Origin of the sequence: Plantibacter sp. MCCC 1A11337, assembly GCF_013349365.1 — a bacterium.
Taxonomy (GTDB): Bacteria; Actinomycetota; Actinomycetes; order Actinomycetales; family Microbacteriaceae; genus Plantibacter; species Plantibacter flavus_A.
The window spans coordinates 238,708-263,341 of record NZ_JABJWX010000004.1 but is presented as its reverse complement, the minus strand read 5'-3'; the positions used below and the strand labels follow the sequence as shown (position 1 = coordinate 263,341).

At 70.3% G+C, this 24,634-nt stretch carries 23 protein-coding genes; 8 read left to right on the top strand and 15 right to left on the bottom strand.

The features are described from left to right. Window positions 1–26: 26 nt before the first annotated feature. Both HOW07_RS15890 and HOW07_RS15885 read left to right on the top strand, forming a co-directional pair. Window positions 27–1,736, top strand: coding sequence for a HAMP domain-containing sensor histidine kinase (locus HOW07_RS15890; protein ID WP_175117803.1), 1,710 nt, complete (start codon window positions 27–29; stop codon window positions 1,734–1,736). Continuing rightward, window positions 1,733–2,413 carry a response regulator transcription factor gene (locus HOW07_RS15885; RefSeq protein WP_064295346.1) on the top strand — a complete coding sequence of 227 codons (681 nt, stop codon included), beginning with the start codon at window positions 1,733–1,735 and terminating at the stop codon, window positions 2,411–2,413. Before HOW07_RS15890 ends, HOW07_RS15885 begins: the two co-directional genes overlap by 4 nt. A gap of 47 nt (window positions 2,414–2,460) precedes the next feature. Here HOW07_RS15885 and HOW07_RS15880 read toward each other — a convergent pair whose 3' ends face one another. From HOW07_RS15880 to HOW07_RS15850, 7 genes are read right to left on the bottom strand one after another with little or no spacing between them, the layout of a single operon-like run. Next, on the bottom strand, window positions 2,461–4,218 hold the full coding sequence (locus HOW07_RS15880) for a proline--tRNA ligase (RefSeq protein WP_175117802.1): 1,758 nt from the start codon (window positions 4,216–4,218) through the stop codon (window positions 2,461–2,463). Window positions 4,219–4,259: 41 nt separating this feature from the next. Continuing rightward, complete coding sequence (locus HOW07_RS15875) at window positions 4,260–5,318, bottom strand: hypothetical protein (protein ID WP_158596601.1); 1,059 nt, start codon at window positions 5,316–5,318, stop codon at window positions 4,260–4,262. After that, window positions 5,315–6,355, bottom strand: coding sequence for a VWA domain-containing protein (locus HOW07_RS15870; protein ID WP_175117801.1), 1,041 nt, complete (start codon window positions 6,353–6,355; stop codon window positions 5,315–5,317). The genes HOW07_RS15875 and HOW07_RS15870 overlap by 4 nt, the downstream gene beginning before the upstream one ends. After that, window positions 6,352–7,350, bottom strand: coding sequence for a VWA domain-containing protein (locus HOW07_RS15865; protein WP_121291789.1), 999 nt, complete (start codon window positions 7,348–7,350; stop codon window positions 6,352–6,354). Before HOW07_RS15865 ends, HOW07_RS15870 begins: the two co-directional genes overlap by 4 nt. Then, complete coding sequence (locus HOW07_RS15860) at window positions 7,341–7,808, bottom strand: hypothetical protein (protein ID WP_079002737.1); 468 nt, start codon at window positions 7,806–7,808, stop codon at window positions 7,341–7,343. The genes HOW07_RS15865 and HOW07_RS15860 overlap by 10 nt, the downstream gene beginning before the upstream one ends. Beyond that, a complete protein-coding gene (locus tag HOW07_RS15855) occupies window positions 7,795–8,685 on the bottom strand; it encodes a DUF58 domain-containing protein (protein ID WP_240555483.1) in 891 nt (296 codons plus the stop codon). Before HOW07_RS15855 ends, HOW07_RS15860 begins: the two co-directional genes overlap by 14 nt. A gap of 4 nt (window positions 8,686–8,689) precedes the next feature. Next, window positions 8,690–9,691 (bottom strand): MoxR family ATPase, encoded by a 1,002-nt coding sequence (locus tag HOW07_RS15850; RefSeq protein WP_064295340.1) that lies wholly within the window; start codon window positions 9,689–9,691, stop codon window positions 8,690–8,692. 198 nt (window positions 9,692–9,889) lie between these two features. Here HOW07_RS15850 and HOW07_RS15845 point away from each other — a divergent pair, with 198 nt between their 5' ends. The 3 genes from HOW07_RS15845 to HOW07_RS15835 are packed head-to-tail and all read left to right on the top strand — an operon-like array spanning window position 9,890 to window position 13,429. Further along, window positions 9,890–11,164 carry an acylneuraminate cytidylyltransferase gene (locus tag HOW07_RS15845; protein WP_175117800.1) on the top strand — a complete coding sequence of 425 codons (1,275 nt, stop codon included), beginning with the start codon at window positions 9,890–9,892 and terminating at the stop codon, window positions 11,162–11,164. Continuing rightward, entirely contained in the window at window positions 11,161–12,090 is a 930-nt protein-coding gene (locus HOW07_RS15840; protein ID WP_175117799.1) for an N-acetylneuraminate synthase family protein, read from the top strand. The genes HOW07_RS15845 and HOW07_RS15840 overlap by 4 nt, the downstream gene beginning before the upstream one ends. 31 nt (window positions 12,091–12,121) lie before the next feature. Continuing rightward, window positions 12,122–13,429, top strand: a complete 1,308-nt coding sequence (locus HOW07_RS15835) for a DUF6716 putative glycosyltransferase (protein WP_175117798.1) — start codon at window positions 12,122–12,124, stop codon at window positions 13,427–13,429. 44 nt (window positions 13,430–13,473) lie between these two features. Here HOW07_RS15835 and ispG read toward each other — a convergent pair whose 3' ends face one another. From ispG to HOW07_RS19890, 7 genes are all read right to left on the bottom strand, one after another. Further along, the gene (ispG, locus tag HOW07_RS15830) at window positions 13,474–14,634 is read right to left on the bottom strand and encodes a flavodoxin-dependent (E)-4-hydroxy-3-methylbut-2-enyl-diphosphate synthase (protein ID WP_064295337.1); all 1,161 of its coding nucleotides are present in this window, start codon (window positions 14,632–14,634) and stop codon (window positions 13,474–13,476) included. Window positions 14,635–14,710: 76 nt separating this feature from the next. After that, on the bottom strand, window positions 14,711–15,049 hold the full coding sequence (locus HOW07_RS15825) for an SHOCT domain-containing protein (RefSeq protein WP_175117797.1): 339 nt from the start codon (window positions 15,047–15,049) through the stop codon (window positions 14,711–14,713). Between the two features lie 134 nt (window positions 15,050–15,183). Next, window positions 15,184–15,843 carry a response regulator transcription factor gene (locus HOW07_RS15820; protein ID WP_175117796.1) on the bottom strand — a complete coding sequence of 220 codons (660 nt, stop codon included), beginning with the start codon at window positions 15,841–15,843 and terminating at the stop codon, window positions 15,184–15,186. Then, entirely contained in the window at window positions 15,840–17,048 is a 1,209-nt protein-coding gene (locus HOW07_RS15815) for a sensor histidine kinase (RefSeq protein WP_175117795.1), read from the bottom strand. Before HOW07_RS15815 ends, HOW07_RS15820 begins: the two co-directional genes overlap by 4 nt. A 121-nt stretch (window positions 17,049–17,169) precedes the next feature. Further along, complete coding sequence (locus HOW07_RS15810; protein WP_175117794.1) at window positions 17,170–18,504, bottom strand: site-2 protease family protein; 1,335 nt, start codon at window positions 18,502–18,504, stop codon at window positions 17,170–17,172. Between the two features lie 85 nt (window positions 18,505–18,589). Next, window positions 18,590–19,669, bottom strand: a complete 1,080-nt coding sequence (locus HOW07_RS15805) for a 1-deoxy-D-xylulose-5-phosphate reductoisomerase (RefSeq protein ID WP_175117793.1) — start codon at window positions 19,667–19,669, stop codon at window positions 18,590–18,592. Between the two features lie 35 nt (window positions 19,670–19,704). Next, window positions 19,705–20,703: an FKBP-type peptidyl-prolyl cis-trans isomerase gene (locus HOW07_RS19890; RefSeq protein ID WP_175117792.1), complete on the bottom strand. Its 999-nt coding sequence runs from the start codon at window positions 20,701–20,703 to the stop codon at window positions 19,705–19,707. Between the two features lie 146 nt (window positions 20,704–20,849). On the opposite strand from HOW07_RS19890, the gene HOW07_RS15795 reads away from it, so the two are divergent. After that, entirely contained in the window at window positions 20,850–21,662 is an 813-nt protein-coding gene (locus tag HOW07_RS15795; RefSeq protein ID WP_121291797.1) for a 1-acyl-sn-glycerol-3-phosphate acyltransferase, read from the top strand. A 21-nt stretch (window positions 21,663–21,683) separates the two neighbouring features. Here HOW07_RS15795 and HOW07_RS15790 read toward each other — a convergent pair whose 3' ends face one another. After that, window positions 21,684–22,166: an OsmC family protein gene (locus HOW07_RS15790; RefSeq protein WP_086473942.1), complete on the bottom strand. Its 483-nt coding sequence runs from the start codon at window positions 22,164–22,166 to the stop codon at window positions 21,684–21,686. Between the two features lie 82 nt (window positions 22,167–22,248). On the opposite strand from HOW07_RS15790, the gene gabT reads away from it, so the two are divergent. Together gabT and HOW07_RS15780 are read left to right on the top strand one after the other, a co-directional pair. After that, window positions 22,249–23,622 (top strand): 4-aminobutyrate--2-oxoglutarate transaminase, encoded by a 1,374-nt coding sequence (gabT, locus tag HOW07_RS15785; protein WP_175117791.1) that lies wholly within the window; start codon window positions 22,249–22,251, stop codon window positions 23,620–23,622. Then, window positions 23,619–24,623 carry an asparaginase gene (locus HOW07_RS15780; protein ID WP_175117790.1) on the top strand — a complete coding sequence of 335 codons (1,005 nt, stop codon included), beginning with the start codon at window positions 23,619–23,621 and terminating at the stop codon, window positions 24,621–24,623. The genes gabT and HOW07_RS15780 overlap by 4 nt, the downstream gene beginning before the upstream one ends. The last annotated feature ends 11 nt before the right edge of the window (window positions 24,624–24,634 follow it).

Genomic DNA, 24,634 nt, shown 5'->3' with positions numbered 1-24,634 from the left:
CTCGGAGCGGGTGACATGATTGGCCAATGGTCTTGGGCGAGCTGCGGAACGTCATGCGGAGCACGAGGGTGAGGATCCTCGTCGCGATCCTGCTCGCGACGACGCTCGCGATGACGCTCGTGGGCGTCTCCACCTACACGCTCGGCCGGCAGCAGACCCTCGCGACCATCGACGCCCGCCTGGAGCACAGCGCCGAGCTCATCGCCTTCATGGTGGTCGGTTCGGGCGACTCCGCCGACGCCCCGGCGACGAGCGACGCGGCCGTCGACGCCGTGATGCGACGCTGGATCTTCGCCGAGGACGAGACCGCCGTCGGCGTGCGCACCGACGGCTCGACGGTCGCGCCCAGCGCCCCGTCCGCCTTCCGGCTGGACGACGACCCGCGGCTGCTCGACACCATCACGGCCCGCGCGTCCCGCGGCGTCGTCACGGGTGAGGCCACCGGTGACCGCACCGTGCGGTACGCGATCATCCCGGTGCAGGTCGTCGGCGACCCGAGTACGGCCCACGTCGTCATCGCCACGGACGTGCACGCGGCACTCGCGGAGTCCCGAGGCATCCTCGCCGTCGAGATCGTGGTCGCCGTGGTGTGCCTGCTCCTGCTCGGCCTCGTCGGCTGGCAGCTCGCGGGCGGACTGCTCCACCCCATCCGGCTGCTACGGGACGCTGCGGCCCGCATCACCGAGTCGGACCTCGACGAGCGGATCCCGGTCGTCGGTCGCGACGACGTCTCGGAGCTCACCACGACCGTGAACGGCATGCTGGACCGGCTCGACGAGGCCTTCACCAGTCAACGCCAGCTGCTCGACGACGTCGGCCACGAGCTGAAGACGCCGTTGACCATCGTGCGAGGACACCTCGAGCTCCTCGATCCGTCCGACCCTGCGGAGGTGGCCGCCACCCGGGACCTCGCCCTCGACGAACTCGACCGGATGAGCTCCCTCGTCGCCGACATCACGGAGCTCTCGACGGCCGGACTCGCGTCGACCCTCGACCGGGAGCCGGTCGACATCGAGGCGTTCACCGCCTCGGTCCATGAGAAGGCCACGGCGATCTCGCCCGAACACGAGTGGACCCTGGGCGAGCAGGCCGCACTCACCGCGGACGTCGACGCCGGGCGCCTGGCCCAGGCCTGGCTGCAGCTCGCGGACAACGCCGCGAAGTACTCCCCGGCCGGGTCGACGATCGTGATCTCGAGCCGGTTCGACGAGTCGGACGACCCGGCGCTCGTGCTCTCCGTCGCCGACGACGGGCCCGGGGTGCCGGAGGCGCTCCGCGAACGCATCTTCGACCGGTTCACCCGGGTGAGCGGTGGACGGGGTGTCGCCGGCTCCGGCCTCGGCCTGTCGATCGTGCAGGCGATCGCCGCGGCACACGGCGGATGGGCCGAGGTCGAGGACACGCAGCAGGCCGGCTCGCTCTTCAGCATCCGACTGCCGCTCGCGGTGGCGGACGACGACGAGGGGTCCGACGCTGACCTCGACCTCGACCCGGACGAGACTGCGGCGATCCCCCGCAGCGCGATGGCCCAGGCGATCGCGCTGCGAGAGGCGCAGGCTGCTCAGGATGCCGCTGAGGCACAGACGACCGCGGCGATGCAGGCCGGACCGACACCCGGCGTTGCACGCCCCGCGAACGACGAACCGTCACGCTCGCGAGCACCGTCCCCTGAGGACGACTTCCCGGACCTCGTCGACACCTCGGCTCGGCGGAGTGCGCCGGAGGACCACGCATGAGCCGGATCCTGGTCGCCGAGGACGAGACGCGGATCTCCGCCTTCGTGAGCAAGGGCCTGCGTGCCGCCGGACACACGGCGGACGTGACGGTCGACGGCTCGCAGGTCGTCGAGCTGGCGGAGAGCGGCGACTTCGACCTGCTCGTCCTCGACATCGGACTCCCCGGCGTCGACGGCTTCGAGGTGCTCAGACGGCTCCGCGACGACGGCAGCGAGCTCCCCGTCATCATCCTGACCGCCCGTGATTCCGCGCGAGACCTCGTGGCGGGCCTCGACGGCGGAGCGAACGACTACATGTCGAAGCCCTTCCGGTTCGAGGAGCTCCTGGCCAGGATCCGCCGGCGCCTGGCCGAGCGGGCTCCGGCGTCGACCACCGCCGTCCAGGAACGGTTGTCGGTCGGTCATCTGGAGCTCGAGCTGCGCGAACGACGCGTCCTCGTCGACGGGGTGCCGGTCGAGCTGTCCACCCGCGAGTTCGCCCTCGCCGAGGAGTTCTTCCGCCACCCGGACCAGATCCTCAGCCGTGAGGAACTCCTCAGCCGGGTCTGGGGCTACGACTTCGATCCCGGTTCGAACGTCGTCGACGTCTACGTGCGGTATCTCCGGAACAAGATCGGCAAGGACGCCATCGCGACGGTCCGCGGGGCCGGCTACCGCCTCAGCACGAGAGCGCAGTAACGGTCGTCATCCCGTCCGGATGACGACCGCTACTGCGCTCTCGTGGCTCAGAGGGCGAGGTCGGCGATCGCGACCCGGTCCTTCGTGCCGGCGGCCCGGTCCCAGAGCTCGACGAAGCCCTCGGTGGCCTCGCGACCGACGACCACCACGACGGGCACGCCGATCAGCTCGGCGTCGCCGAACTTGACACCCGGGGACACCTTGCCGGTGCGGTCGTCGTAGAGGACGTCCTTGCCTCGGGCCTCGAGCGAGGCCACGAGTTCCTCGGCCACCTCGAAGATCGCCGCGTCGCGTCCTGCTGCGACGACGTGCACATCGAACGGGGCGACGGCCTTCGGCCAGATGAGACCGCGCTCGTCGTTGTTGCCCTCGGCGATGATCGCGAGGATGCGCGTGATCCCGATGCCGTAGGAGCCCATGGTCACCGTGACGAGTTTGCCGTTCTCGTCGAGCACCTTCAGTCCGAGCGCCTCGGCGTACTTGCGCCCGAGCTGGAAGACGTGCCCGATCTCCATGCCCCGAGCGAGCTCGACCGGTCCGGAGCCGTCGGGCGCGGGGTCGCCGGCGCGGACCTCCGCCGCCTCGACGAAGCCGTCGGCGGTGAAGTCCCGCCCGGCGACGAGGCCGAAGACGTGCTGCTGATCGACGTTCGCGCCGGTGATCCACTCGGTGCCGTCGACGACCCGGGGGTCGAGGAAGTACCGGATCTCCGTCGCCGACTCCTCACCGAGGACGGGCCCCTGCGGGGACCACGGTCCGATGTAGCCCTTGACGAGCCCGGCGTTCGCGGCGAAGTCCGCTTCGGTCGCGGCCTCCACCTCCGCGGGGCTGAAGGCCACCTCGACGCGCTTGAGGTCGACGTCGCGGTCGCCCGGCAGGCCGATGACGACCATCTCGCGCGTGCCGTCGAGGTGCCGCAGCGCCAGCACGACGTTCTTGAGGGTGTCGGCGGCCGTCCAGGCCCGTCCGTCGTCGCGCGGGTGCCGCTCGTTGGCGAGGTCGACGAGCGTCGAGATCGTCGGGGTGTTCGGCGAATCGAAGACCGTCGCGGGTGCCAGACCCTCGATGGGGCGGGCCTCCGGGACCTCGGTGGTGTAGGCCTCGACATTGGCGGCGTACCCGCCGGCCGAACGCACGAAGGTGTCCTCACCGACCGCGGTGGGGTGCAGGAACTCCTCGCTGCGCGAACCGCCCATCGCGCCGGCGTCGGCCTGCACGATCTCGTACTCCAGGCCGAGCCGCGTGAAGATGCGCTCATAGGCGTCGCGCTGCGCCTGGTAGCTCGCGTCGAGCCCGGCGTCGGACACGTCGAACGAGTAGGCGTCCTTCATCGTGAACTCACGACCGCGCAGGAGACCTGCCCGGGGCCGGGCCTCGTCGCGGTACTTGTCCTGGATCTGGTAGATCGACAGGGGCAGGTCCTTGTAGGAGGAGTACAGGTCTTTCACGAGCAGGGTGAAGACCTCCTCGTGTGTCGGCGCCAGCAGGTAGTCGGCACCCTTGCGGTCGTGCAGGCGGAAGAGGGCGTCGCCGTACTCCTCCCACCGGCCGGTGACCTCGTAGGGCTCGCGCGGCAGGAGCGCGGGGAAGTGCACCTCGAACGCGCCGGCGTTCGCCATCTCCTCGCGGACGATGGCCTCGATCTTGTTCTTCACCCGCAACCCGAGCGGCAACCAGGCGAAGACACCCGGCGCCTGGCGTCGGATGTACCCCGCCCGCACCAGCAGGCGGTGACTCGTCACCTCCGCGTCGGAAGGGTCTTCACGGAGCGTACGGAGGAAGTAATTCGAAAGGCGCGTAACCACCTGTCCATGCTAGTCCGTCACACGCAGGCAGCCCGGAACCGCTACCAGGGGCGATCGGCGAAGTTCCCGTTGTCGTTGTTCCGACCGCGGTTCTTGGCGTCCTCGGTCGACTTGTCCTGCTGGGCGTCCTGGCCGGCGTCCTTCAACTTGTCGACCTTCCCGTCGACCTCGCTGTCACCGGTACCGCTCGAGCCGCTCGAGTCGCCGTCGCCCTGTCCCCCGTTCGAAGGATCCTGCTGGCCCTGCCCGCCGGACCGGTCGCGCTGGTCGGTCGCATCCTGACGTTTGCGGTCGATGCGATCGCCGGTGTCCTGCAGGTTCTCTCCGGGCGTGCCCTTCGGATCGATCACGTCGGGCTGCTGCCCGGTTCCGCCCTGATCGCCCTGGCCGCCTTGGTCACCCTGGTCCCCTTGGTCGCCCTGGTCGCCCTGACCGCCTTGGTCCCCTTGCTCACCCTGGTCGTCCTGACCACCTTGATCGCCCTCATCCCCCTGGCCACCCTGGTCCTGCTGGTCCTGCTGGTCCTCGTTCTGCTCCTGGGACTCCCCCTCGAAGCAGCCCTCGCCCTCGTCGACGATGCGCTTCGCGGTGTCGTAGAGGTTGATGGCGCCCTGGAAGAACTGGCCCTTCACGTACTCGTCGGCCTGGGTCTCATACGCGCGCGCCAGGTTGACCCGCACGATGCAGGCGGTCTCCTCCGTCGGCGCGAGCTCGAGCGCCTTCCCGAGGTCGTCGGTCCCCTGCACCCAGTCCTGTCCGGCCGCGGCTGCGGTGCCCCGGTCGAACCAGGCGATCCACGGCTCGACGACGTTCGCCGTGAAGAGGTGCCCCGCGCTCAACTGCGCCCCGGAGTAGTCCTCGGCGCGGTACCCGGCGATCGCCGACTGCGCGACGACCGGCAGACTCACGAACTTGACCCCGACGACGAGGGCGACGAGGACCAGCGGAAGGGACCACCAGAACAGCCGACGGCGCAACCGGCTGACCTCGGCAGGGGCCAGCGGCGGACGCCGCGGTTCCTCGAACCGTGGCCGTGGCTCCGGGCTGCGCGGCGCGTCGTCGGGCCGGTCGGTCCGGGTCCGGTCGTCGAAGAGGGTCATGCCTGCCCACCCTTCGTCCGTCGGAGCTCGCCCAGCGCGCCGACCAGGCCGGGGAGCTCGGTGAGGAGCAGCACACCGAACCCGAGCGCGAACACCCAGTACAGCTCATCGGTACGCCGGATGTCCACCTCGTCCTCGACGGTGACGCCGCCGACGGCGAGGCCGTCGAGCGCGTCGTCGAGCGACGCACCCGGGGTCCTGATCTCCGCTTCGACGCCGAGCTGCGACGCGATCGTCTCGAGCGCGCCCGGATCCAGCCGGGACACGGCGGGCTCACCGGTCGAGTAGTCCTGGATGTAACGGACGCTGCCGTCCTGGTATCCCGAGAACTCGCGCATGGTCCCGCCGGCCTCGGTCCCGTAGCCGAGCACGCCACCGCCGCCGATGAGCGGTGCGATGCTCTCGAACGACCCGGGCGCCGCGCCACTCGTCTGCTCGCCGTCACCGAGGTAGAACATGATCCGGTTCCGACCCGGTTCCTGCTCCTCGGCCTGGGTCAGCAGCGTGGTCATGAACTCCACCGGCGCGTCGATGCTGCTGCCGCGGGAGTAGGTGGTGATCTCCTGCGTCATCGCCTCCGCGGCCGACCGGAGCGCCGTCGCGTCCGTCGTGAGGGGCATGCGCTGGACGGCCACGGCGTCGAACGTCACGAGCGCGTAGCGCGCACCGGCCAGCCGGTCGGCGATGCCGGTGATGTCGGCCTTCGCCCCGTCGAGTCGGGTCGGCGGTTTCGGGGCCCCGTTCTCGTCCGTCCCCGACGCGGTCCCGTCCGGCCAGTCCTCGGCGGCCATCGAGCTCGTCGTGTCCACGACGAAGTAGACGTCGAGGTCGCCCATCGCGGACGGCGGGCGATGGTTGCCGGGAATGGTCGGTCGGAGGGCGATGATCACGAGCACGACGACCATGGCCAGTCGGGCGATCCAGTGCCAGGCTCCTGGCCGCCGCACCCCGGCGAGGAACTGCCAGACGGCGAAGACCGCGAGGACGGTGCCGAGCACGGCGATGGCCCAGATCGGCAGAACGGGGTTGATGGTCATCGGCGCAACCTCCAGGCGAGCAGCATGAGCGCCGCGAGGCCGCCGAACGCCACCAGCACGAACACGAACGGCTCGTCGACCTGCACGAGCTGTTTGGCGCCCTTCAGCGTCTTCGTCTGCTCCGCCGTGATCTGCTGGACGATGCCGCCGACCGCGCCGGGGTCGGCGAGCGCGTAGTAGTCCCCGCCGGTGGACGTCACGACCTCGTCCATCTCCGCGGCGAGGTCGTCGAGGTAGTCCTTGCTGGAGACGTCGCCGGGGTTGATCCCGTACACCGTCACGTCCTGCGCCTTCGCATAGGCGCCGGCCTCCTTGAGCGTGAGGATCGGCTCGCCGGCGACGTAGTTGTCGGTCGCGAGCACGATCGAGCGCGACCGTTCCTCGCCGACCTGGTCGAACCGCATGACGCAGGACCCGAGACCGTCGCCGATGAGGGACGACCCGTTCCCGAGATCCGTGCCGTTCCAGTACTCGTAGTCGCTCTCCGGCGAGGTGAGGTCCTCGACGAGGTGGTCGAGCTGCGCGGCCACGTAGTCGTAGTCGCTCGTCAGCGGGAAGTACGTGGTCGCGGACGCGTTGAACAGCACCAGGGCGATCCGCTCACCGTCGAACCGCTGTACGAGCTTCTCGAACACCCCGACCAGCGCGGCGTCGTACTCCGTCATCGACCCGGACACGTCGAGGCAGAGCACGATGTCGCGGTTGCGCAGTTCGGGCTGGAACACCGTCGTGCTCACCACGCGGGATCCGAGAGCCGTGCCGGCGAGCAGCAGCACCCCGAGAGCGGCGAGCGTCGCGATGATGAGGCGCCGGTACCGCGACAGTGCGCGGCGGTATCCGGGGAGCGCGGTGAGCCGTTCGGAGTGCGCGACCCACAGCGGCTCGGCGTTCGCCTTCCGGCGCCGCCCGGTGCGGGCCACGAGGACGACGACGGCGACCACCGCGGCCACGGCGAGGAGCCAGACGAGCGGCATCCACCAGTAGATCAGCTCCACGTCGTCACCACCTGGCGGGCGAGCGTGGCGGCCTCGGCGACACTGCCCGTCTCGGCCTCGCGGAACTCGACCGGATAATAGGCCGAAACGGCACGACTGAGTGGCGCGAGTCCGGCGCGATCGAGGTCTGCGAGCGTCATGACCTGGGCACGGACGCCGCTGGACTCGTGCGCGTACATCCGGAGGATCGCGCCGAGCCGTTGGTGGGCGCGCCGCGTGCTCAGGGCGCCGTCCCCGTGCTCGCGCTCGATCTCGCCGATGAGCGCGAGGTAGCGATCGCGCAGGACGGTCGGAGACGGCTGCGGAGCAGGACGCGGAGCGCTCCCGCGCGCGCGACGGCGCACGTGGGCGAGCATCCAGACGTACCACCCGATCACGAGCGCGATGAGCACGAGTCCGAGCACCGGCCAGAGCAGCGTGTACTGGACCGGAGCGTAGTAGCCGTTATCGCCGGGCATGTCGGTGGGCCTCGAGGAGGTGGAAGAGGACGGGCACGACGTCGTCGGCCCCGGTCACGCGCTGACCGCTGATGCCGAGTTCCTCGAGCTGGTCGAGGTGTCGGGCGGTCGCGCTGGTGACGGCCTCGATGAACTCGCGACGGAGCGCGACGTCCGACCGGATGAAGGCCGGCAGGGACCGCTCGTCGGCGACGTCGACCATCGCCCGACCGGTGTACTCCGCGCGCATGAGGTCGGCGTCCCCGACCGAGATCCAGAGCACCTCGTGCTGGACGTGCAGTCGACGGAGGATCTCCGACCGCTTCGGCGTGATCTCCTCGTCGTCCGAGACGATCACGAGCAGACAGCGCTGCTTGACGGACCGTGCCGCATAGCCGAGCAGCTCGTCGAGATCGCTCTGGGGTGCCGCGAGCGATGCACGCCGGTCGATGTGCTGCAGCAGGCGCTCGAGTGCCGATTCGGTGCCGGCGGGTCGGACGAGTTCCGGTGCGGCGGCGTCACCGGCGACGAGACCGACGAGGTCGCCGTGCCGGATCGCGAGGTACCCCAGGATGCCGACCGCGAGGATGGCGACCTCGCGTTTGGTGCTCCCGCCCTCGGCGAGCGCCGCGAGATCACGACCCGTGTCGACGACGAACAGCACCTGGTGTTTCCGCGTGGCGATGTAGCGCTTCACGAGTGGAGCGCCGTGTCGGGCCGTCGCCTTCCAGTCGATGTCCTTGATCTCGTCGCCCGGCGTGTACTCGCGGAGGTCGTCGAAGTCGAGGCTCCTGCCCTGGAACACCGAGCGGTACTCGCCGTCGAGCATCCCCCGCACGCGGCGGTGGGCGTGGATGAAGAGTTTGGACTTCACCCGGTGGAGCAGCGGGGCTGACACGGGCCTACGGTGCCTGGACCGCTCCGAAGACGGCGTCGATGATCGTCTCGGGCGAGACGTCGTCGGCCGCGGCTTCGAAGTTCAGGATGATGCGGTGCCGCAGCACCTGGTGGCGGTAGCCCTTGACGTCCTCGGGGATGACGTGGTCCCGACCGGCGAGGATCGCGAGCGCCCGCGCGACGGTGCTGAACGCGATGCTGGCACGCGGGCTCGCCCCGTACTCGATGTAGCTCGCGAGCTTCGGCGGCAGGTAGTCGCTCGCATGGCGGGTCACGTAGACCGTCTGGACGATGTAGTTGAGGATCGACGCATCGAGGTAGACCCGCTTGGCGAGGGACTGCAGGAACAGGACGTCCTCGAGGCTCACCCCCGGGCGATCCTGGTCGGTCTCGTAGAGCCCGGAGTTCACCCGACGGACGATCTCGGCCTCCTCGCCGATCGTCGGGTAGTCGAGCACCTCCTTGAGGAGGAAGCGGTCGAGCTGCGCCTCGGGCAGGTGGTACGTGCCCTCCTGCTCGATGGGGTTCTGCGTGGCGAGCACGAAGAACGGCTTCGGCAACGGATAGTGCGTGCCGCCGATGGAGGTCTGGCGTTCCTGCATCGCCTCGAGCATCGCGCTCTGGGTCTTCGCGCTCGACCGGTTGACCTCGTCGAGGAGCACGAAGTTCGCGTGCACGGGACCGAGCTGGGTCTGGAACGCACCGGTGCGGGCGTCGTAGATCTGCGTGCCGATGATGTCGCTCGGCAACAGGTCGGGGGTGCACTGGATGCGTTTGAACGACGCGTTCACCGCTTGGGCGATCGATTCCGCCGCGGTCGTCTTCGCGAGTCCTGGGACACTCTCGAGCAGGACGTGTCCGCCCGAGACGAGTGCCGCGAGCAGGGTGGTGCGCAGGCCCTGCTGACCGACCACCTTCGCGTCGTATGCACCGACGATCTCGGAGAGGATGCTGCGGGCCCGTTGCAGCTCGGCTGGCGCGATGGGGGTGCTCGGCGTCACGGTCACTGGTCTCCCTGGCGAGGCTGGCGGTCCGGACGGATGACCGTCGAACGCGGATCCGCCTGGTGGAACCCGGCGGTCCGAACAGTCTACGTGTGAAGATCCGGAGCCCGGGCTCCTCGGCCACCGGATGGCCACCAGGGCGTCGGAAGCCGTTCGCCCACCGTCCCCCTCGCGTCCACCGCCGCTTCCTACCGTGGATCGATGACATCTGCAGCGCACGGGAGGCACCCGGAGACCGACGGCGCGACGGCGATCGTCCCGGTCAGGGGCGGTTCGAAGGGGATCCACCGCAAGAACCTCAGGACGGTCCGCGGGAGCACCCTCATCGCACGGTCGGTCGAAGGACTGCTGCGGTCGGGTGGCGTCTCGCGCGTGGTCGTCACGACCGATCACCCGGACCTCGCCGCCGCCGCCGTCGCCGCCGGTGCCGAGGTCATCGACCGGCCGGCCGAACTCGCCGAGGACAGCACCTCCTCCGAGGCCGCGCTCCTCCACGCGCTCGGTGTCCTCGCGGAGCGCGGTGAGCTGACCCCCGTGACGGTGTTCGCGCAGGCGACGTCGCCCTTCCTCGACGTGGAAGCGCTCGACGACGCCGTCGCGCTGGTCTCCTCCGGGCGGGCGGACTCCGTCTTCGCCGCGGTACTCGACCACGGATTCCTCTGGACGGAGAAGACGAAGGGTGCCCGAGGGATCGGCCACGACCACCGCGAGCGTCCCCGGCGGCAGGACCGCGCCCCGCAGTACCGCGAGACCGGCTCGTTCTACGTCTTCGACACGGACGGCTTCCTCGAAGCCGGGCACCGCTTCTTCGGCCGGATCGCGCCGGCCGTCACCAGGTCCTTCGCCGCGCTCGACATCGACGAACCGGAGGATCTGCTCGTCGCCGAGGCGATCGCCGGACTCGCCGAACGCCAGCTGGGCATCCCGTCGGGCTCGGAGCGTTCCGAGCACCACCTCGACGTCGACGCCGTCGTCACCGACTTCGACGGGGTCCACACCGACGACCGCGCCAGTATCGACGCCGACGGGGTCGAACGGGTGAGCGTCCATCGCGGTGACGGCCTCGGCGTCCGTCTGCTGCGCGAGGCCGGACTGCCGTTCCTGATCCTGTCGACCGAGCGGGTCCCGATCGTCGCCGCACGCGCGGCCAAACTCGGCGTCGACGTCGTGTACGGCTCCGCCGACAAGGCGACCGCGCTCCGCGACTGGGCCGCGGCGAAGGGCGTCCCACTCGACCGCATCGCCTACCTCGGCAACGACGTCAACGACATCCCGGCACTCGAGATCGTCGGCTGGCCGGTCGTCGTCGCCGATGCGCACCCGGAGGCGCGTGCCGTCTCCCGGCTCGTCCTGGAACGCCGAGGCGGCGACGGCGCCGTCCGCGAACTCGCCGACCTCGTCCTCGCCGCACGCGCACGCGCGGCCCTCGACCCCCTGAAGCTGTCCACGCTGCAATCGAACGGAGCACGACCATGAGCATCCACCAGGACGCGAACGACACCACCGACCTCGACGGCCGGACGCAGCCGTCTCCCGTGCGCATCGACGGCATCCCCGTCGGCGGCGGCGCTCCCGCGTACGTCATCGGGGAGATCGGTCTCAACCACAACGGCGACGTGGAGCTCGCGAAGCGACTCATCGACGTGGCCGCCGACGCCGGCGCACAAGCCGTCAAGTTCCAGAAGCGCACGCCGGAGATCTCGACGCCGACGCACATGCGCGACGTCCCGCGGCAGACGCCGTGGGGTGAGATGAGCTACCTCGACTACCGCTACCGGGTCGAGTTCGACCGTGAGCAGTACATCGAGATCGGCGACCACGCCACCCTGCGCGGCCTCAGCTGGTTCGCCTCCCCGTGGGACGAACCGTCGGTCGACTTCCTCGAGGACCTGGGCGTCAGCGCCCACAAGGTCGCGTCCGCCTCGGTGACCGACTCGGGCCTCCTCACCCGTCTCGCCGCGACCGGGAAGCCGATCATCCTCTCGACCGGCATGTCGACGCTCGAGCAGATCGATCGCGCCGTCGAGATCCTCCGGGGCTCGCCGCTGGTGATCCTCCACGCGACCTCCACCTACCCCTTGCCCGCCGAAGAGGCGAACCTCCGGATGATCGACAGCCTCGCCGCCCGGTACCCCGGTGTGCCCATCGGGTACTCCGGCCACGAGACCGGTCTGCAGATCTCCCTCGCCGCGGTCGCCCTCGGAGCCACGATGGTGGAGCGCCACCTCACGCTCGACCGTGCCATGTGGGGCTCGGACCACGCCGCGTCGCTCGAACCGCACGGTTTCTCGAACCTCGTCCGCGACATCCGGGTCATCGAGACCGCCATGGGTGACGGCGTCAAGCGCATCTTCCCCGGCGAACTCGCCCCACTCGCGAAGCTGCGCAGGGTCGATGCCTGATCATGGGCCCCGACGTCGGGTGATCGGGGTGGTGGACTCCGACTCCTTCGTGAAGTGGGGCGCCGCCACCCTCTCCCGCGCGACCGGCTGGGACGTCGACCTCGTCCTCATCGAGAGCGACGTGTCCGCCACGGACCGGCAGGTGGACATCGCCCTGCTCCACACGGCGTTCGAGGGTCGGACCGTCCGTCGCCTGTCGCTCCGACGACTCGTCGACCTCATCCGGACCGAGCAGCCGGACGGCGTGTTCGTCTCCACGCGGGGGCCGGTCGCCGAGGTCGTCATCTCGGAACTCCTCGCGCTCGGCCGCGCCACCCGCCCGGTCCTCCTCACCGGTCTCCCCGGCATCTCCATCCCGGCGAAGTGGAAGGGGATCTTCCTCCGTGCGCAGGCAGACGTCTTCGTCCTGCACAGCCACCGCGAAGTCGCCGCCTACCGTGAACTCGCGCTGACGCACGGGGTCGAGCCGGCGTTCGCGCTCGCGACCCTGCCGTTCCTGACGGACCCGGCGACCGAGCCACCGGCCGAGCCCGCCCCGCGCACCCGGGTCGTCTTCGCCGCCCAGGCCACCGTCCCGGCCGACCGCGGCGACCGGCTCCGGATCCTCTCCTGGCTGCGGACCCTCGCGATCCGGCACCGCGACCTCGACGTCGTGATCAAGGTGCGCGGCCTCGCCGGCGACCCGCAGACCCATCACGAGCACTACCCCTTCGACACCCTCCTGACCGGTCCCACACCCGACAACCTCCGGGTCGCCACCGGGTCGATGGCGGTCCACCTCGGCCACGCGGCCGGGCTCGTCACCGTGAGTTCCACGGCTGCGATCGAGGCCATCGCCGCCGGTGTGCCGGTCATCCTGCTCGACGACTTCGGTGTTGACCCGGCGCTCATCAACACCGTCTTCGAGGGCAGCGGGCTGCTCGCCTCCAAGGATGACCTCATGGCCGCCCGCTTCCGGTTCCCGAACCCGGATTGGCTGCAGCAGAACTACTTCCACCCCGCCCCGGAGGACGACTGGATCCTGCGGTCGGAGGAGGCGTTCGCCGCGCGCGACCTCGGGACCCTGCCGGTCCGTCCTCGTGCACGACAGAGTCGCGGCGGCATGCTCCGCACCGGTTGGGAGCGTCGTCGGGCGTTCGGGCGGGCCGACACGAGCGCGCTGGGCACGGTCGCCTTCGTCATCGGGCGGCCACTGCAGATCGCTCGCCGTCTGGTCCGTCGCGCTCGGGGCGTCCAGCCGGCCGAGCGGCAACCGATCGCCTCCCGTCGGCTCGCACCGATCGAGACGGAGACGCCGGTGCGCGCGCCGCACGGGGCTCGTCACCGCACAGCCCGCTGACGGGATCACCGCTCGACCGGAGACCGGTCGGGCGGTGATCCGGCTCAGTTGGAGCCGACCGTCACCACCGGTGCGCCCGTGGAGGTGTCGTCCGCGGGCATCTCGGCGGCCAGACGGTTGGCCTCCTGGATGAGCGTCGCGACGATCTCCGACTCCGGAACCGTCTTGATGACCTCGCCCTTGACGAAGATCTGGCCCTTGCCGTTGCCGCTCGCGACGCCGAGGTCGGCCTCGCGAGCCTCTCCGGGGCCGTTCACGACGCAGCCCATGACGGCGACGCGCAGGGGGACGCTCATCCCCTCGAGGCCGTCGGTCACGTCGTTCGCGAGCTTGTAGACGTCCACCTGGGCGCGCCCGCAGCTCGGGCAGGAGACGATCTCGAGCTTGCGCTCGCGGAGGTTCAACGACTGCAGGATCTGGAGCCCGACCTTGATCTCCTCCGCCGGCGGCGCGGAGAGCGAGACACGGATGGTGTCGCCGATGCCCTCGGAGAGCAGGATGCCGAACGCGGTCGCGCTCTTGATGGTTCCCTGGAAGGAAGGACCTGCCTCCGTCACGCCGAGGTGCAGGGGCCAGTCACCGCGCTCGGCGAGCAGCCGGTAGGCCTTCACCATGACGACCGGGTCGTTGTGCTTGACGGAGATCTTGAAGTCGTGGAAGTCGTGCTCCTCGAAGAGGCTCGCCTCCCAGACGGCGCTCTCGACGAGCGCTTCGGGGGTCGCCTTGCCGTACTTCTGCAGCAACCGCGGGTCGAGGGACCCGGCGTTGACGCCGATGCGGAGGGAGACGCCGGCGGCTTTCGCGCGCCGGGCGATCTCGCCGACCTGGTCGTCGAACTTCCGGATGTTGCCGGGATTGACCCGGACGGCCGCGCACCCCGCGTCGATCGCGGCGTAGACGTAGGCGGGCTGGAAGTGGATGTCGGCGATCACCGGGATCTGACTCTTCTTCGCGATGATCGGCAGCACCTCGGCGTCGTCGCGGGTCGGGACGGCCACGCGGACGATGTCGCAGCCGGAGGCCGTGAGTTCGGCGATCTGCTGGAGGGTCGCGTTGATGTTGGTCGTCTGGGTCGTCGTCATCGACTGGACGCTCACCGGGGCGTCGCCGCCGACGAGCACCTTGCCGACCTTGATCTGTCGCGACTTGCGCCGCGGGCTGAGCGTCTCGGGAACCGACGGAAGACCCAGATTGATAGCTACCACGAGCCTCAGCTTACGCGCGCGACGCCCCGCAGGCTCCCCGTGAGCTGAATGCCTGCTGGGACGTCGCGATCCGCGGTCAACGGGCGGGTGGTGCCTCGCGATTCGCACGCAGGACGCCGAGCCGTTCCCGGTACTCGACCTCGTCGATGTCGCCCTGGGCGAAGCGCTCGGCGAGCGTCTGCTCGGCGCTCCGGGACCCGTCCTGACGCCAGGCCCACGGCGGGCCCTGGTGGCCGTCCGGGGACGCCCCGGACCAGGCTCGGCGACGCCACCGCCGACCGACCAGCGCGACGACGAGGACGATCACGGCGATCCAGAACGCGGGGATGAGCAGCAGCCAGAGGAGGTGGAAGCCCGGCCCGGGACCGCCGGGATGCACGGCGGTCGCGGCGAGCACGATCAGGGAGGTGGACATGGAGGACTCCGTTCGTCGGGCGGACGACGACCGTCGTCCGCATCACGACCCCGAGCCTCCTCCGGATGGCGGCCGAGGGCATCCGACGATGGGACGGATCACCGGACTCCCCCGGGAGTACGACCACCCGGCGCTCAGACGCCGGGACTGACGAGCCCCGTCTCGTAGGCGATGACGACGAGTCGGACCCGGTCGCGCGCCGCGAGCTTCGACATGATGCGCGACACGTGGGTCTTCGCGGTGAGCGGGCTGAGGAACAGCGCCGCTCCGATCTCCTCGTTGGTGAGTCCGCGTCCGACGAGACCCAGCACCTCGCGTTCGCGCTCGGTGAGCCCGGCGATCGCGGCGTCGTCGAGCGGCGCGGCGATCGCTCCGGCGACCTGGGTGAGCAGCCGCCTCGTGACCCCGGGCGACAGCAGGGCGTCACCCGACGCGACCACGCGGACGGCCCGGATGAGCTCGGCCGGCTCGGTGTCCTTGACGAGGAAGCCGCTCGCGCCCGCCCGGATCGCCTGCGCGACGTACTCGTCGAGTTCGAAGGTGGTGACGACGATGATGCGGGTGGCCTCGAGCGTCGGATCCGCGACGATGGCTTCGGTGGCGGCCAGACCGTCGCCTTCGGGCATCCTGATGTCCATGAGGACCACGTCCGGCTGCTCCCGACGGACGACCACGAGCGCCTCGTCCCCACCGGCCGCCTCACCCACGACCGCGATGTCGGGCTCCGCGTCGAGGAGGGCGCGGAACCCGCCGCGGATGAGTGCCTGGTCGTCGGCGACGACCACGCGGATCATGCGACGCCTCGGACCGGCACCCGGGCCGTGACACGGAAGCCACCGAGCGGACTCCGCCCGGTCTCGAGGGTGCCGCCGAGGAGTTCGGCGCGCTCGGTCATGCCGAGGAGGCCGTTGCCGTGCTCCGCGGGTCCGGGTGGGGCACCGACTCCGTCGTCCTCCACGAGCAGGCGGTAGGTGCCGTCGACCTCGACGAGCTCGACGGAGACCCGTCCGGCCTGCGCGTGCCGGAGGACGTTCGTGACGCTCTCCTGCGCGATCCGGTACAGCGCCTGCTGCACGGCCGCGCCGGGCGTGGAGACGAGCCGCTGCTCGAGGACCGCGTCGACGCCCTGGTCTCGGAGGGACTGGACGAGGACGGGCAGTGCCTCGAGATCCGGCCCCGGGCGCCTCGGCGCGCCGGTCGTGGGATCCTGGGCCGCATCGGCACCACGGAGGACGTCGAGGAGGCCGCGGACCTCGTCGAGCGACGCCTTGCTCGACCCCTTGATGTTCGTCAGCGCCTCCCTGGCACGTTCGGGCTGGGTGTCCATGAGGTGCAGCCCCATACCGGCCTGGACGGTGATCTGCGCGAGCGAGTGGGCGACCACGTCGTGCAGCTCACGGGCGATGCGCACGCGCTCCTCCTGAGCGGCGGACGCCCGACGTTCGCCTTGACGCCGGCGATCCGCGTCGAGCTGTTCGCGCCGGGTGCGGAGTCCCTCGGCGAGGAGGACGGCGACGATGACGAGGGCGGTCGTGGCCCCGACGCGGAAGCCCGACACCCTCCAACCGACGGCGAGCGCGATGGTCAGGGCGAGCGCCCACCCGAGTCCCAGCGACGGATAGGTCCAGCCGCGAGCCCCACGGACGATGCCGGACCCCGCGGCGAACGCGAGCGCCACGGCGGGAGGGCCCCAGGTGGGACCCGTCAGCATCGAGGCGCTCGACAACACGGCGACCGCCGCGACCGTCGGCCCGGGCGACCGCCTGGCGGCGAGCAGGCAGAGCACGCCGGCGAGTGCCAGGAGGACGGCCGAGGTACGTGACCACCCCGAGGCACCGGCACCCGGGCCGAAGGAACCGTGGAGGGCGAGCACCGCTGTCGCGGGCACCTGGACGAGGAAGGACACCACCACCGGTGCCCAGAGGCGCCAGACGGGGCGCCCGGGTCGGCGATCGCCCGGCGTCATCCAGGGTGCCGAACCCGTCTCGACCGATGCCATCCCTGCATGCTACTCGCGGGTCGGAGCCGCCGCGTCGCCCGCACGGAGCCTCGCGCCGTACTCCCCGAGGAGTACGACCGTACCGGGATGGGAGGCTCCCGCGGGCCCTGTCGGCGTCGGCCTAGCCGAAGAGGTTGACCGGCTTGACGATGTCGGCGTACACGAGGAGCGCGCTCATGCCGCCGAGGACGATCACCACGCCGAAGGTGAGCGGGATGAGTTTCGCCGCGTCCACCGGCCCAGGATCGCGACGTCGGAAGACCTTTGCGAAGCGGCGACGGATCGCCTCCCAGAGCGCTGCTGCGACGTGCCCGCCGTCGAGGGGCAGCAAGGGGATGAGGTTGAAGACGAAGAGCGCGACGTTGAGCGACCCGAGGATGCCGAACACGGTCGCCGCCTTCGACGCGACGGGGATCTCGTCGAGGCTGACCACCTCGCCGACGACCCGTCCGACGCCCACGACGCTCATCGGCCCGTTGGGATCGCGCTCACCGGATCCGAATGCTGCCTGCCCGACGTCGATGAGTCGCTGGGGCAGGTTCAGGATGATGTTGGCGGTTCGGGCGATCGTGTCGCCGACGGTCGGCAGGATCGTGGTGACGGGCTGCGCCACCATCTGCTGCTGCGGGGTGATGCCGACGAAACCGACCTCGTGGGTCTTCGCCGAGCCGTCCGCGTTCGTCTCGATCTTGCCGGTCTTGGCGTCGACGACGTCCCGTTCGAGCAGCAACGGCGTCAGGGTGAGGTCGAGTCGCTGCTCACCGCGGGCGACCTCGAGGGCCAACGGCTTGCCCGGCGAATCCTGCACGGCCGCGGAGATCTCGGCGAAGGTGGAGATCGGGGTTCCGTCGATCGAGAGGATCGTGTCACCCGGCTTCAGCCCTGCGGCGGCCGCCGGACCCTGCGGATCCCCCGCTGCACAGCTCTGACGGTCGCTCGTGGACGGCAACACGCACTCGTACACCGAGGTCAGCGTGCTGCTCTGCTGGGGGACGCCGAACCCCGACACGGCGATACCGATGAACAGGACGGCGAGGACGAGGTTCATGAACGGGCCGCCGAGCATGACGACGATCCGTTTCCAGACGGGCAGCCGGTAGAAGGTGCGCTCCTCGTCGCCGGCGCCGATCGTGTCGGCACTCGCCTCACGCGCGTCCTGGACCAGCGTGTCGAAGAAGCCGGTGCTGGCGTTCCGGGCGGCACCGCCGGGCTGCTTGGGCGGGAACATGCCGATCATCGAGATGTAGCCGCCGAGCGGGATCATCTTGACGCCGTACTCGGTCTCCCCCTTGCGACGCGACCAGATGGTGCGACCGAAGCCGATCATGTACTGGGTGACCCGCACGCCGAACAGCTTCGCGGGCACGAGGTGACCGACCTCGTGCAGCCCGATGGACACGATGAGGCCCACGAGCACGATCACGATGCCGAGGAGGTAGAGGAGGACGGATTCCACGGCGTAACCCTACTCGCGCGGTCGGGTCACCGGCTGCACGCCGGCTGTACGGCCGCTCGGAAGCTTCCGACGATGAACGGGCAGGTCAGCCGATGCGCTGCTGCGCGCGAGCCCTCGCCCAGCGCTCCGCCTCCGCGAGCGCCTCCCGGGTGAGCTCGCCCTCGGGCGCCTCGTGGTCGTCCACGACCGCGCGGACGGTGTCGAGGATGCCCAGGTATCCCAGCCGACCCGCGTGGAAGGCCGCAACGGCCTCCTCGTTCGCGGCGTTGAACACGGCCGGATAGGTGCGCCCCTGTCCGCCCACGAGTTTGGCCAGTCGCACGGCCGGGAAGGCCTCGTGATCGAGGGGCTCGAACGTCCACTGCTGGGGCGAGGTCCAATCGAGCGGGACGCCGACGCCTCCGACCCGGTTGGGCCAGTCGAGCCCGAGGGAGATGGGGAGCCGCATGTCTGGCGGCGATGCCTGGGCGATGGTGGAACCGTCGATGAACTCGACCATCGAGTGGACGATCGACTGCGGGTGGACCGTCACCTCGATGCGGTCGTACGGGACGTCGAACAGCAGGTGCGCCTCGATCACCTCGAGCCCCTTGTTGACGAGGGTCGCCGAGTTCGTCGTGACGACGAGACCCATGTCCCAGGTGGGGTGGGCGAGCGCCTCAGCCGGCGTGACGCCGACGAGCGATGCGCGGTCCCGTCCGCGGAACGGTCCTCCCGAGGCGGTCAGGACGAGCCGCCGCACCTCGGTCGCGGTGCCGGAACGGAGGGCCTGGGCGATCGCGGAATGCTCGGAGTCGACTGGCACGATCTGGCCGGGCGCCGCGATCCGCCGCACGAGGTCGCCACCGACGATGAGCGACTCCTTGTTCGCGAGCGCGAGCGTCCGGCCCGTCTCGAGCGCCGCGAGGGTCGGGCCGAGCCCGATGGAGCCTGTGATGCCGTTCAGCACCACATCGGCGTCGACACTGCGGATGAGCCGCTCGGCGTCGGTCGCGCCCAGGGCCGTGTCGTCGACGTGGAAGGCGGCGGCCTGCTCGGCGAGCAGCTCGGCGTTCGAGCCGGCCGTCAGGCCGACGATCTCGAAGCGGTCGCGGTCACCCCGGATGACGTCGAGTGCCTGCGTGCCGATCGAGCCGGTTGATCCGAGGATGATGACGCGTCTCACGGCGGTCAGTCTACGTCGGCGACCGAGTCGGCCGCTCAGCCCGCGGCGGGAGCCGTGGTGCTGCTCGCATCGAGGATGTCGATGACGAACACGATGGTGTCGTCGGCCTCGATACCCGCCTGGCTGTTGCCGCCACTCGGCCCGTACCCGAGGTCGGGCGGGATGACGGCGATGACCTGCGAACCAATGTGCTGGCCGGCGATGGCGCTCGAGAAGCCCTTCACCACGGCGGACAGCTGGAAGTTGGTCGGCCCGTTGCCCCAGCTCTCGTCGAAGACCTCGCCGGTCCGCCAGTTCACACCCTGGTAGTTGATGATGACCTCGGCGTCGGGCTGCACCACCGCGCCGTCGCCCTGCTTGAGCACCGCGACCTGGAGATCGGCCGGAGCGGGCTCCTCGGGGATGGTGACCGTGGGTCGTCCGGCGGTGTCGAGCTCGACCGCAGGCATCCCGGCGACGGGCTCCTGCGGGACGCCGTCCGCTTTGGCGTCGCTGTGCACCGTGCTGAGGACGTCGGCCACGACGACGAGCGGCTGGTCGGCCTGGACCGTGCCGTCGCTCGACCCCGCGGATCCGAACCCGTCGCCCGCCGTGACGAAGGCCGCGACGCGGGATCCGACCGTCGTGCACTCGACGGCTCGCACGAGGCCCTTCAGGTACTTCTGATCATTGACGACGATCGCCGTGGCCGGGCTGGCGCCGTAGGCGGTCTGCGCGACGATCGACCCGGTCACGGCGTTGTAGATGGACATCTCGACGAACGTCGTGTCGCCGGGATCGACCCGCTCGCCGTCGCCCTTCGCCACGATCGTGCGTTCTGTGGTGTCCGCGGAGAGCGTGCCCTTGGCGAAGGTGACCTCGGGGATCGAGCCGAAGTCACCGCTCACGTTGATCGCCTTGGACGCCTTGCCTGCGCTCGTGTCGGCGCACTCCCCCGGGCTGGCCAGCGCCTGCGACTGCGACGTCGCCGAACTGCACGCGGTCAGCGACACGAGGGACGCGATGACGGCCAGAAGGCAGAGGCTCTTGCGCACAGGGGAACTTTCGGTCGTTGCTGAGGGGTCGGTCCAGTCTCACCCACCAGGCTCCATGCTGGCTGACAGCGCGCCGAACATCCTCGGTGCACCGGCGCGCGTCAGTATGCCGGGTCGCGCATGCGTCGGCGGGTACAGTCGTGCGCATGGCCGATGAGGAGCAGACGCAGCGACGCGCCCAGGAACCCTCCGACCAGGCCACCGTCGAGCCGACGACGGACGACACGGTGGCCACGCCCTCGAAACCCGGTGTCGTCTACTACTTCGGACGAGCCGTCCTGAACACGACGGCGAAGCTGCTCTACCGCCCGAAGATCATCGGCCGGAAGAACGTCCCGAAGCGTGGGCCGGTCATCCTGGCGAGCAACCACCTCTCGTTCATCGACAGCATCGCGATCCCCATCAGCGCCCCACGCCGGGTGCAGTTCCTGGCGAAGTCCGACTACTTCACCGGACGCGGCCTGAAGGGCTGGGTCTCGCGCACGTTCTTCACCTCGATCGGCGCTGTCGGGGTCGAACGTGGTGTCGGGCAGGCAGCGCAGGAAGCCCTCGACCAGGGACGCCGGATCCTCGAGAGCGGGGAGGCCTTCGCCATCTACCCCGAGGGCACCCGGTCGCTCGACGGACGGTTGTACCGCGGCAGGACCGGTGTCGCCTGGCTGGCACTCACCACGGGTGCGAGGGTCGTCCCGGTCGGCCTCATCGGCACCGACGACCTCATGCCGGTGGGCACGACGATCCCGAAGTTCAAACCGGTCACGGTGATCTTCGGTGAACCCATCGACGTGAGCCACCATGGACCTGCGACCTCAGGACGCGCCAGACGCAAGGCGACGGACGAGATCATGGCGGCGATCCACGCCCTCACCGGCCAGGAGCTCGCGAACGCCTACAACGAGTCGCCGCCCGCCGACACCGTCGAGCGCATCAAGCGCGCCTTGCGCCCCGAGCGCCTCTGAGCCGCGGCGTCGGTCCACTCCTCAGGTGGTCGTCGCGACCACGATCGTCGGCTCATGACGGACCGGGAAGTTCACCGAATTGGCGATGAAGCACAGCTCGTTCGCGCGGGCGTGCCCGGCTCGCGCCGCCTCGACCATCGATGCATCGGCGACCGTGACCTGCGGACGCAGGACCACCTCCGTGAACGCACCGCTCCCCGCGCCGTCCTCGACCATGGTCCCGACGGCGTCGTCCGTGTAGGCCGTCACCACGACACCGAGGGTCACGGCGACGTGCAGGTAGGACAGCAGATGGCACTGCGCGAGGGCCGCCAGGAGCAGCTCCTCAGGGTTCCACCGACCCGGGTCGCCGCGGAACGGTTTGTCGGCCGAGCCCTCGAGGTCGTGCTTCCCGGCGGCCGTCACCGTGAGCTCCCGGGAGTAGTCCCGGTACCCGCTCGTGCCCGTCCCGAGGTCCCCGTCCCAGCGGACGCCGATGGTGTAGTCGTGGTGGCCCGTGATCATGCCACCAGTATCCCACTGGCCTCTCCACCGCGGCCCGCGTTCGCGGCCCCGCTGTCGGGAGGTCGCGCTACGCTGGAGGACTATGACTGACACGCTCGACACCACGGACCAGACGACCGCCTCCGCCCCCAGCGTGACGCAGGAGCGTCGCATCGTGACGGCCGTCCCGGGCCCGCGCTCACAGGCGCTGCACGCCCGCCGGACCGCAGTCGTGTCCGATGGCGTGTCGAGTGTCCTCCCGGTGTACATCGAGCGCGCGCACGGCGCCATCGTCGTCGACGTCGACGGCAACCAGTTCATCGACCTCGGTGCCGGCATCGGCGTCACCACCATCGGCCACACGGAGTCCTCCGTGGTCGGCGCCGTCCAGGACCAGGCGGCCGACGTCCTGCACACCCTGTTCACGATCACCCCCTACGAGGAGTACGTGCGCGTCGCGGAGCTCCTCGCCGAGCACACTCCGGGCGACTTCGCGAAGAAGTCGGTGCTCGTGAACTCGGGCGCCGAGGCGGTCGAGAACGGCGTGAAGATCGCCCGCAAGTACACCGGTCGGCGGGCTGTCGCGGTGCTCGACCACGGCTACCACGGTCGCACCAACCTGACCATGGCGATGAACTACAAGGCCGCCCCGTACGCGACCGGCTACGGCCCGTTCGCCGGCGACGTCTACCACGCCCCCAACTCCTACCCCTACCACGACGGCCTGTCCGGAGCGGCGGCTGCTGCCCGCACCATCGCCTACCTCGAGAAGCGCATCGGCGCCACCGACCTCGCGTGCCTCGTGGTCGAGCCGATCCAGGGCGAGGGCGGCTTCGTCGTCCCCGCGGAGGGCTACCTCCCCGCGCTCCAGGAGTGGTGCACGGCCAACGGCGTCGTGTTCATCGCCGACGAGATCCAGAGCGGCATGGCGCGCACCGGCGAGTACTTCGCGAGCTCGCACTTCGCCCTCGTCCCCGACCTCGTGCTGAGCGCGAAGGGCATCGCCGGCGGTCTGCCGCTCGCGGCGGTCACGGGGCGTGCCGAGATCATGGACGCGAGCCAGCCCGGCGGCCTCGGCGGCACCTTCGGTGGCAACCCCGTCGCGTGTGCCGCGTCGGTCGCGGTCTTCGAGTCGATCGAGTCCCGTGGCCTGCTGGCCGAAGCGGATCGCATCGGCTCCACCCTGACGGCGGCGCTGCTCGAACTCCAGGGCAAGTACGACATCATCGGCGACGTCCGCGGCATCGGTGCGATGATCGCGATGGAACTCGTCCAGCCGGGTACCGCCTCGACGACGAAGGAGCCCAACCCGGCCGCCGTCAGCGCCATCGCCGCGGCCGCCGCGCAGCAGGGCGTGCTCGTCCTCACCGCCGGCACCTACGGCAACGTCCTCCGCTTCCTCCCGAGCCTCGCGGTCTCCGACGAGCTCATCGCCGACGCGATGACGGTCATCGATCAGGCGCTCGCAGCACTGTGAGCACGGCGGTCCCCCAGACCTTCGGTGTCTCGGACGCGGTGGAGCTGGCCGTCGTCGAGCGCAGCGGCTTCATCGAGTCACGACACGCCGGTTCGGCGATCGTCCTCGGGCCGGAGGGCGAAGTGCTCGCGAGTCTCGGAGCACCGGACGCACCGGTCTTCCCCCGTTCGTGCCTCAAGCCCTTCCAGGCCATCACGATCATGAACGCCGGGGTGTCCCTCGAGGGCGCTCAGGCCGTGCTCGCCACCGCGAGCCATGCGGGGACCCGGAAGCACGTCCAGGTCGTCCGCAGCATGCTCGGCCGGGCCCGGATCGAAGACTCGGCGTTGCAGTGCCCGGCCGATTGGCCCGGTGATCGCGCATCCCGCGACGAGCTGGTCCGGGACGGACTCGGCACGAGCCCCCTGTACATGAACTGCTCCGGGAAGCACGCGGCCATGCTGCTCGCCTGCGCGCAGAACGGGTGGGACCAGGCGACATACCTCGAGCCCGACCATCCGCTGCAGCTCGCGGTCCGCGACACCGTCGAGCGCTTCACCGGCGAGAAGCCCGCCGCCAGCGGGGTCGACGGCTGCGGGGCGCCGGTCTACGCGATCTCCCTGACCGGACTCGCACGCGGCATCGGACGCGTCGTCAACTCCTCCCCCGCCTCGCCGTTCGCCCTGTACCGGAATGCCGGCCTGCTCACGGCGGCGGTGCTCGCCAACGGCTGGGCACTCGACGGACCAGGGCGGGCGAACACGCTCGTCATCGAGCGCCTCGGCCTGTTCGCGAAGCTCGGGGCGGAAGGCGTGATGGTCATGTCGGCACCCGGCGGCGCGACCGTCGCGCTGAAGGTCCTCGACGGCTCGCTCCGGGCCTCGACGATCGTCGCCCTCCGGCTGCTCGTCTCGGTCGGAGCGCTCGATGCGGCCGCCGTCGACGCCCTCGAACCGGAACTCGACCTGGCCATCCACGGTGGAGCCGCCGTCGTCGGGCGGATCGCCGTCACCGCGGTCTGACCACCCGGCCG

What these genes read in the sequence shown, in the direction of transcription:
- HOW07_RS15870 (WP_175117801.1), bottom strand. Translation starts at nt 6,355, where the DNA reads ATGACCATCAACCCCGTTCTGCCGATCTGGGCCATCGCCGTGCTCGGC.
- HOW07_RS15840 (WP_175117799.1), top strand. Translation starts at nt 11,161, where the DNA reads ATGAGCATCCACCAGGACGCGAACGACACCACCGACCTCGACGGCCGG.
- HOW07_RS15815 (WP_175117795.1), bottom strand. Translation starts at nt 17,048, where the DNA reads ATGGCATCGGTCGAGACGGGTTCGGCACCCTGGATGACGCCGGGCGAT.
- HOW07_RS15890 (WP_175117803.1), top strand. Translation starts at nt 27, where the DNA reads ATGGTCTTGGGCGAGCTGCGGAACGTCATGCGGAGCACGAGGGTGAGG.
- HOW07_RS15820 (WP_175117796.1), bottom strand. Translation starts at nt 15,843, where the DNA reads ATGATCCGCGTGGTCGTCGCCGACGACCAGGCACTCATCCGCGGCGGG.
- HOW07_RS15795 (WP_121291797.1), top strand. Translation starts at nt 20,850, where the DNA reads ATGGCCGATGAGGAGCAGACGCAGCGACGCGCCCAGGAACCCTCCGAC.
- HOW07_RS15825 (WP_175117797.1), bottom strand. Translation starts at nt 15,049, where the DNA reads ATGTCCACCTCCCTGATCGTGCTCGCCGCGACCGCCGTGCATCCCGGC.
- gabT (WP_175117791.1), top strand. Translation starts at nt 22,249, where the DNA reads ATGACTGACACGCTCGACACCACGGACCAGACGACCGCCTCCGCCCCC.
- HOW07_RS15790 (WP_086473942.1), bottom strand. Translation starts at nt 22,166, where the DNA reads ATGATCACGGGCCACCACGACTACACCATCGGCGTCCGCTGGGACGGG.
- HOW07_RS15885 (WP_064295346.1), top strand. Translation starts at nt 1,733, where the DNA reads ATGAGCCGGATCCTGGTCGCCGAGGACGAGACGCGGATCTCCGCCTTC.
- HOW07_RS15845 (WP_175117800.1), top strand. Translation starts at nt 9,890, where the DNA reads ATGACATCTGCAGCGCACGGGAGGCACCCGGAGACCGACGGCGCGACG.
- HOW07_RS15860 (WP_079002737.1), bottom strand. Translation starts at nt 7,808, where the DNA reads ATGCCCGGCGATAACGGCTACTACGCTCCGGTCCAGTACACGCTGCTC.
- HOW07_RS15875 (WP_158596601.1), bottom strand. Translation starts at nt 5,318, where the DNA reads ATGACCCTCTTCGACGACCGGACCCGGACCGACCGGCCCGACGACGCG.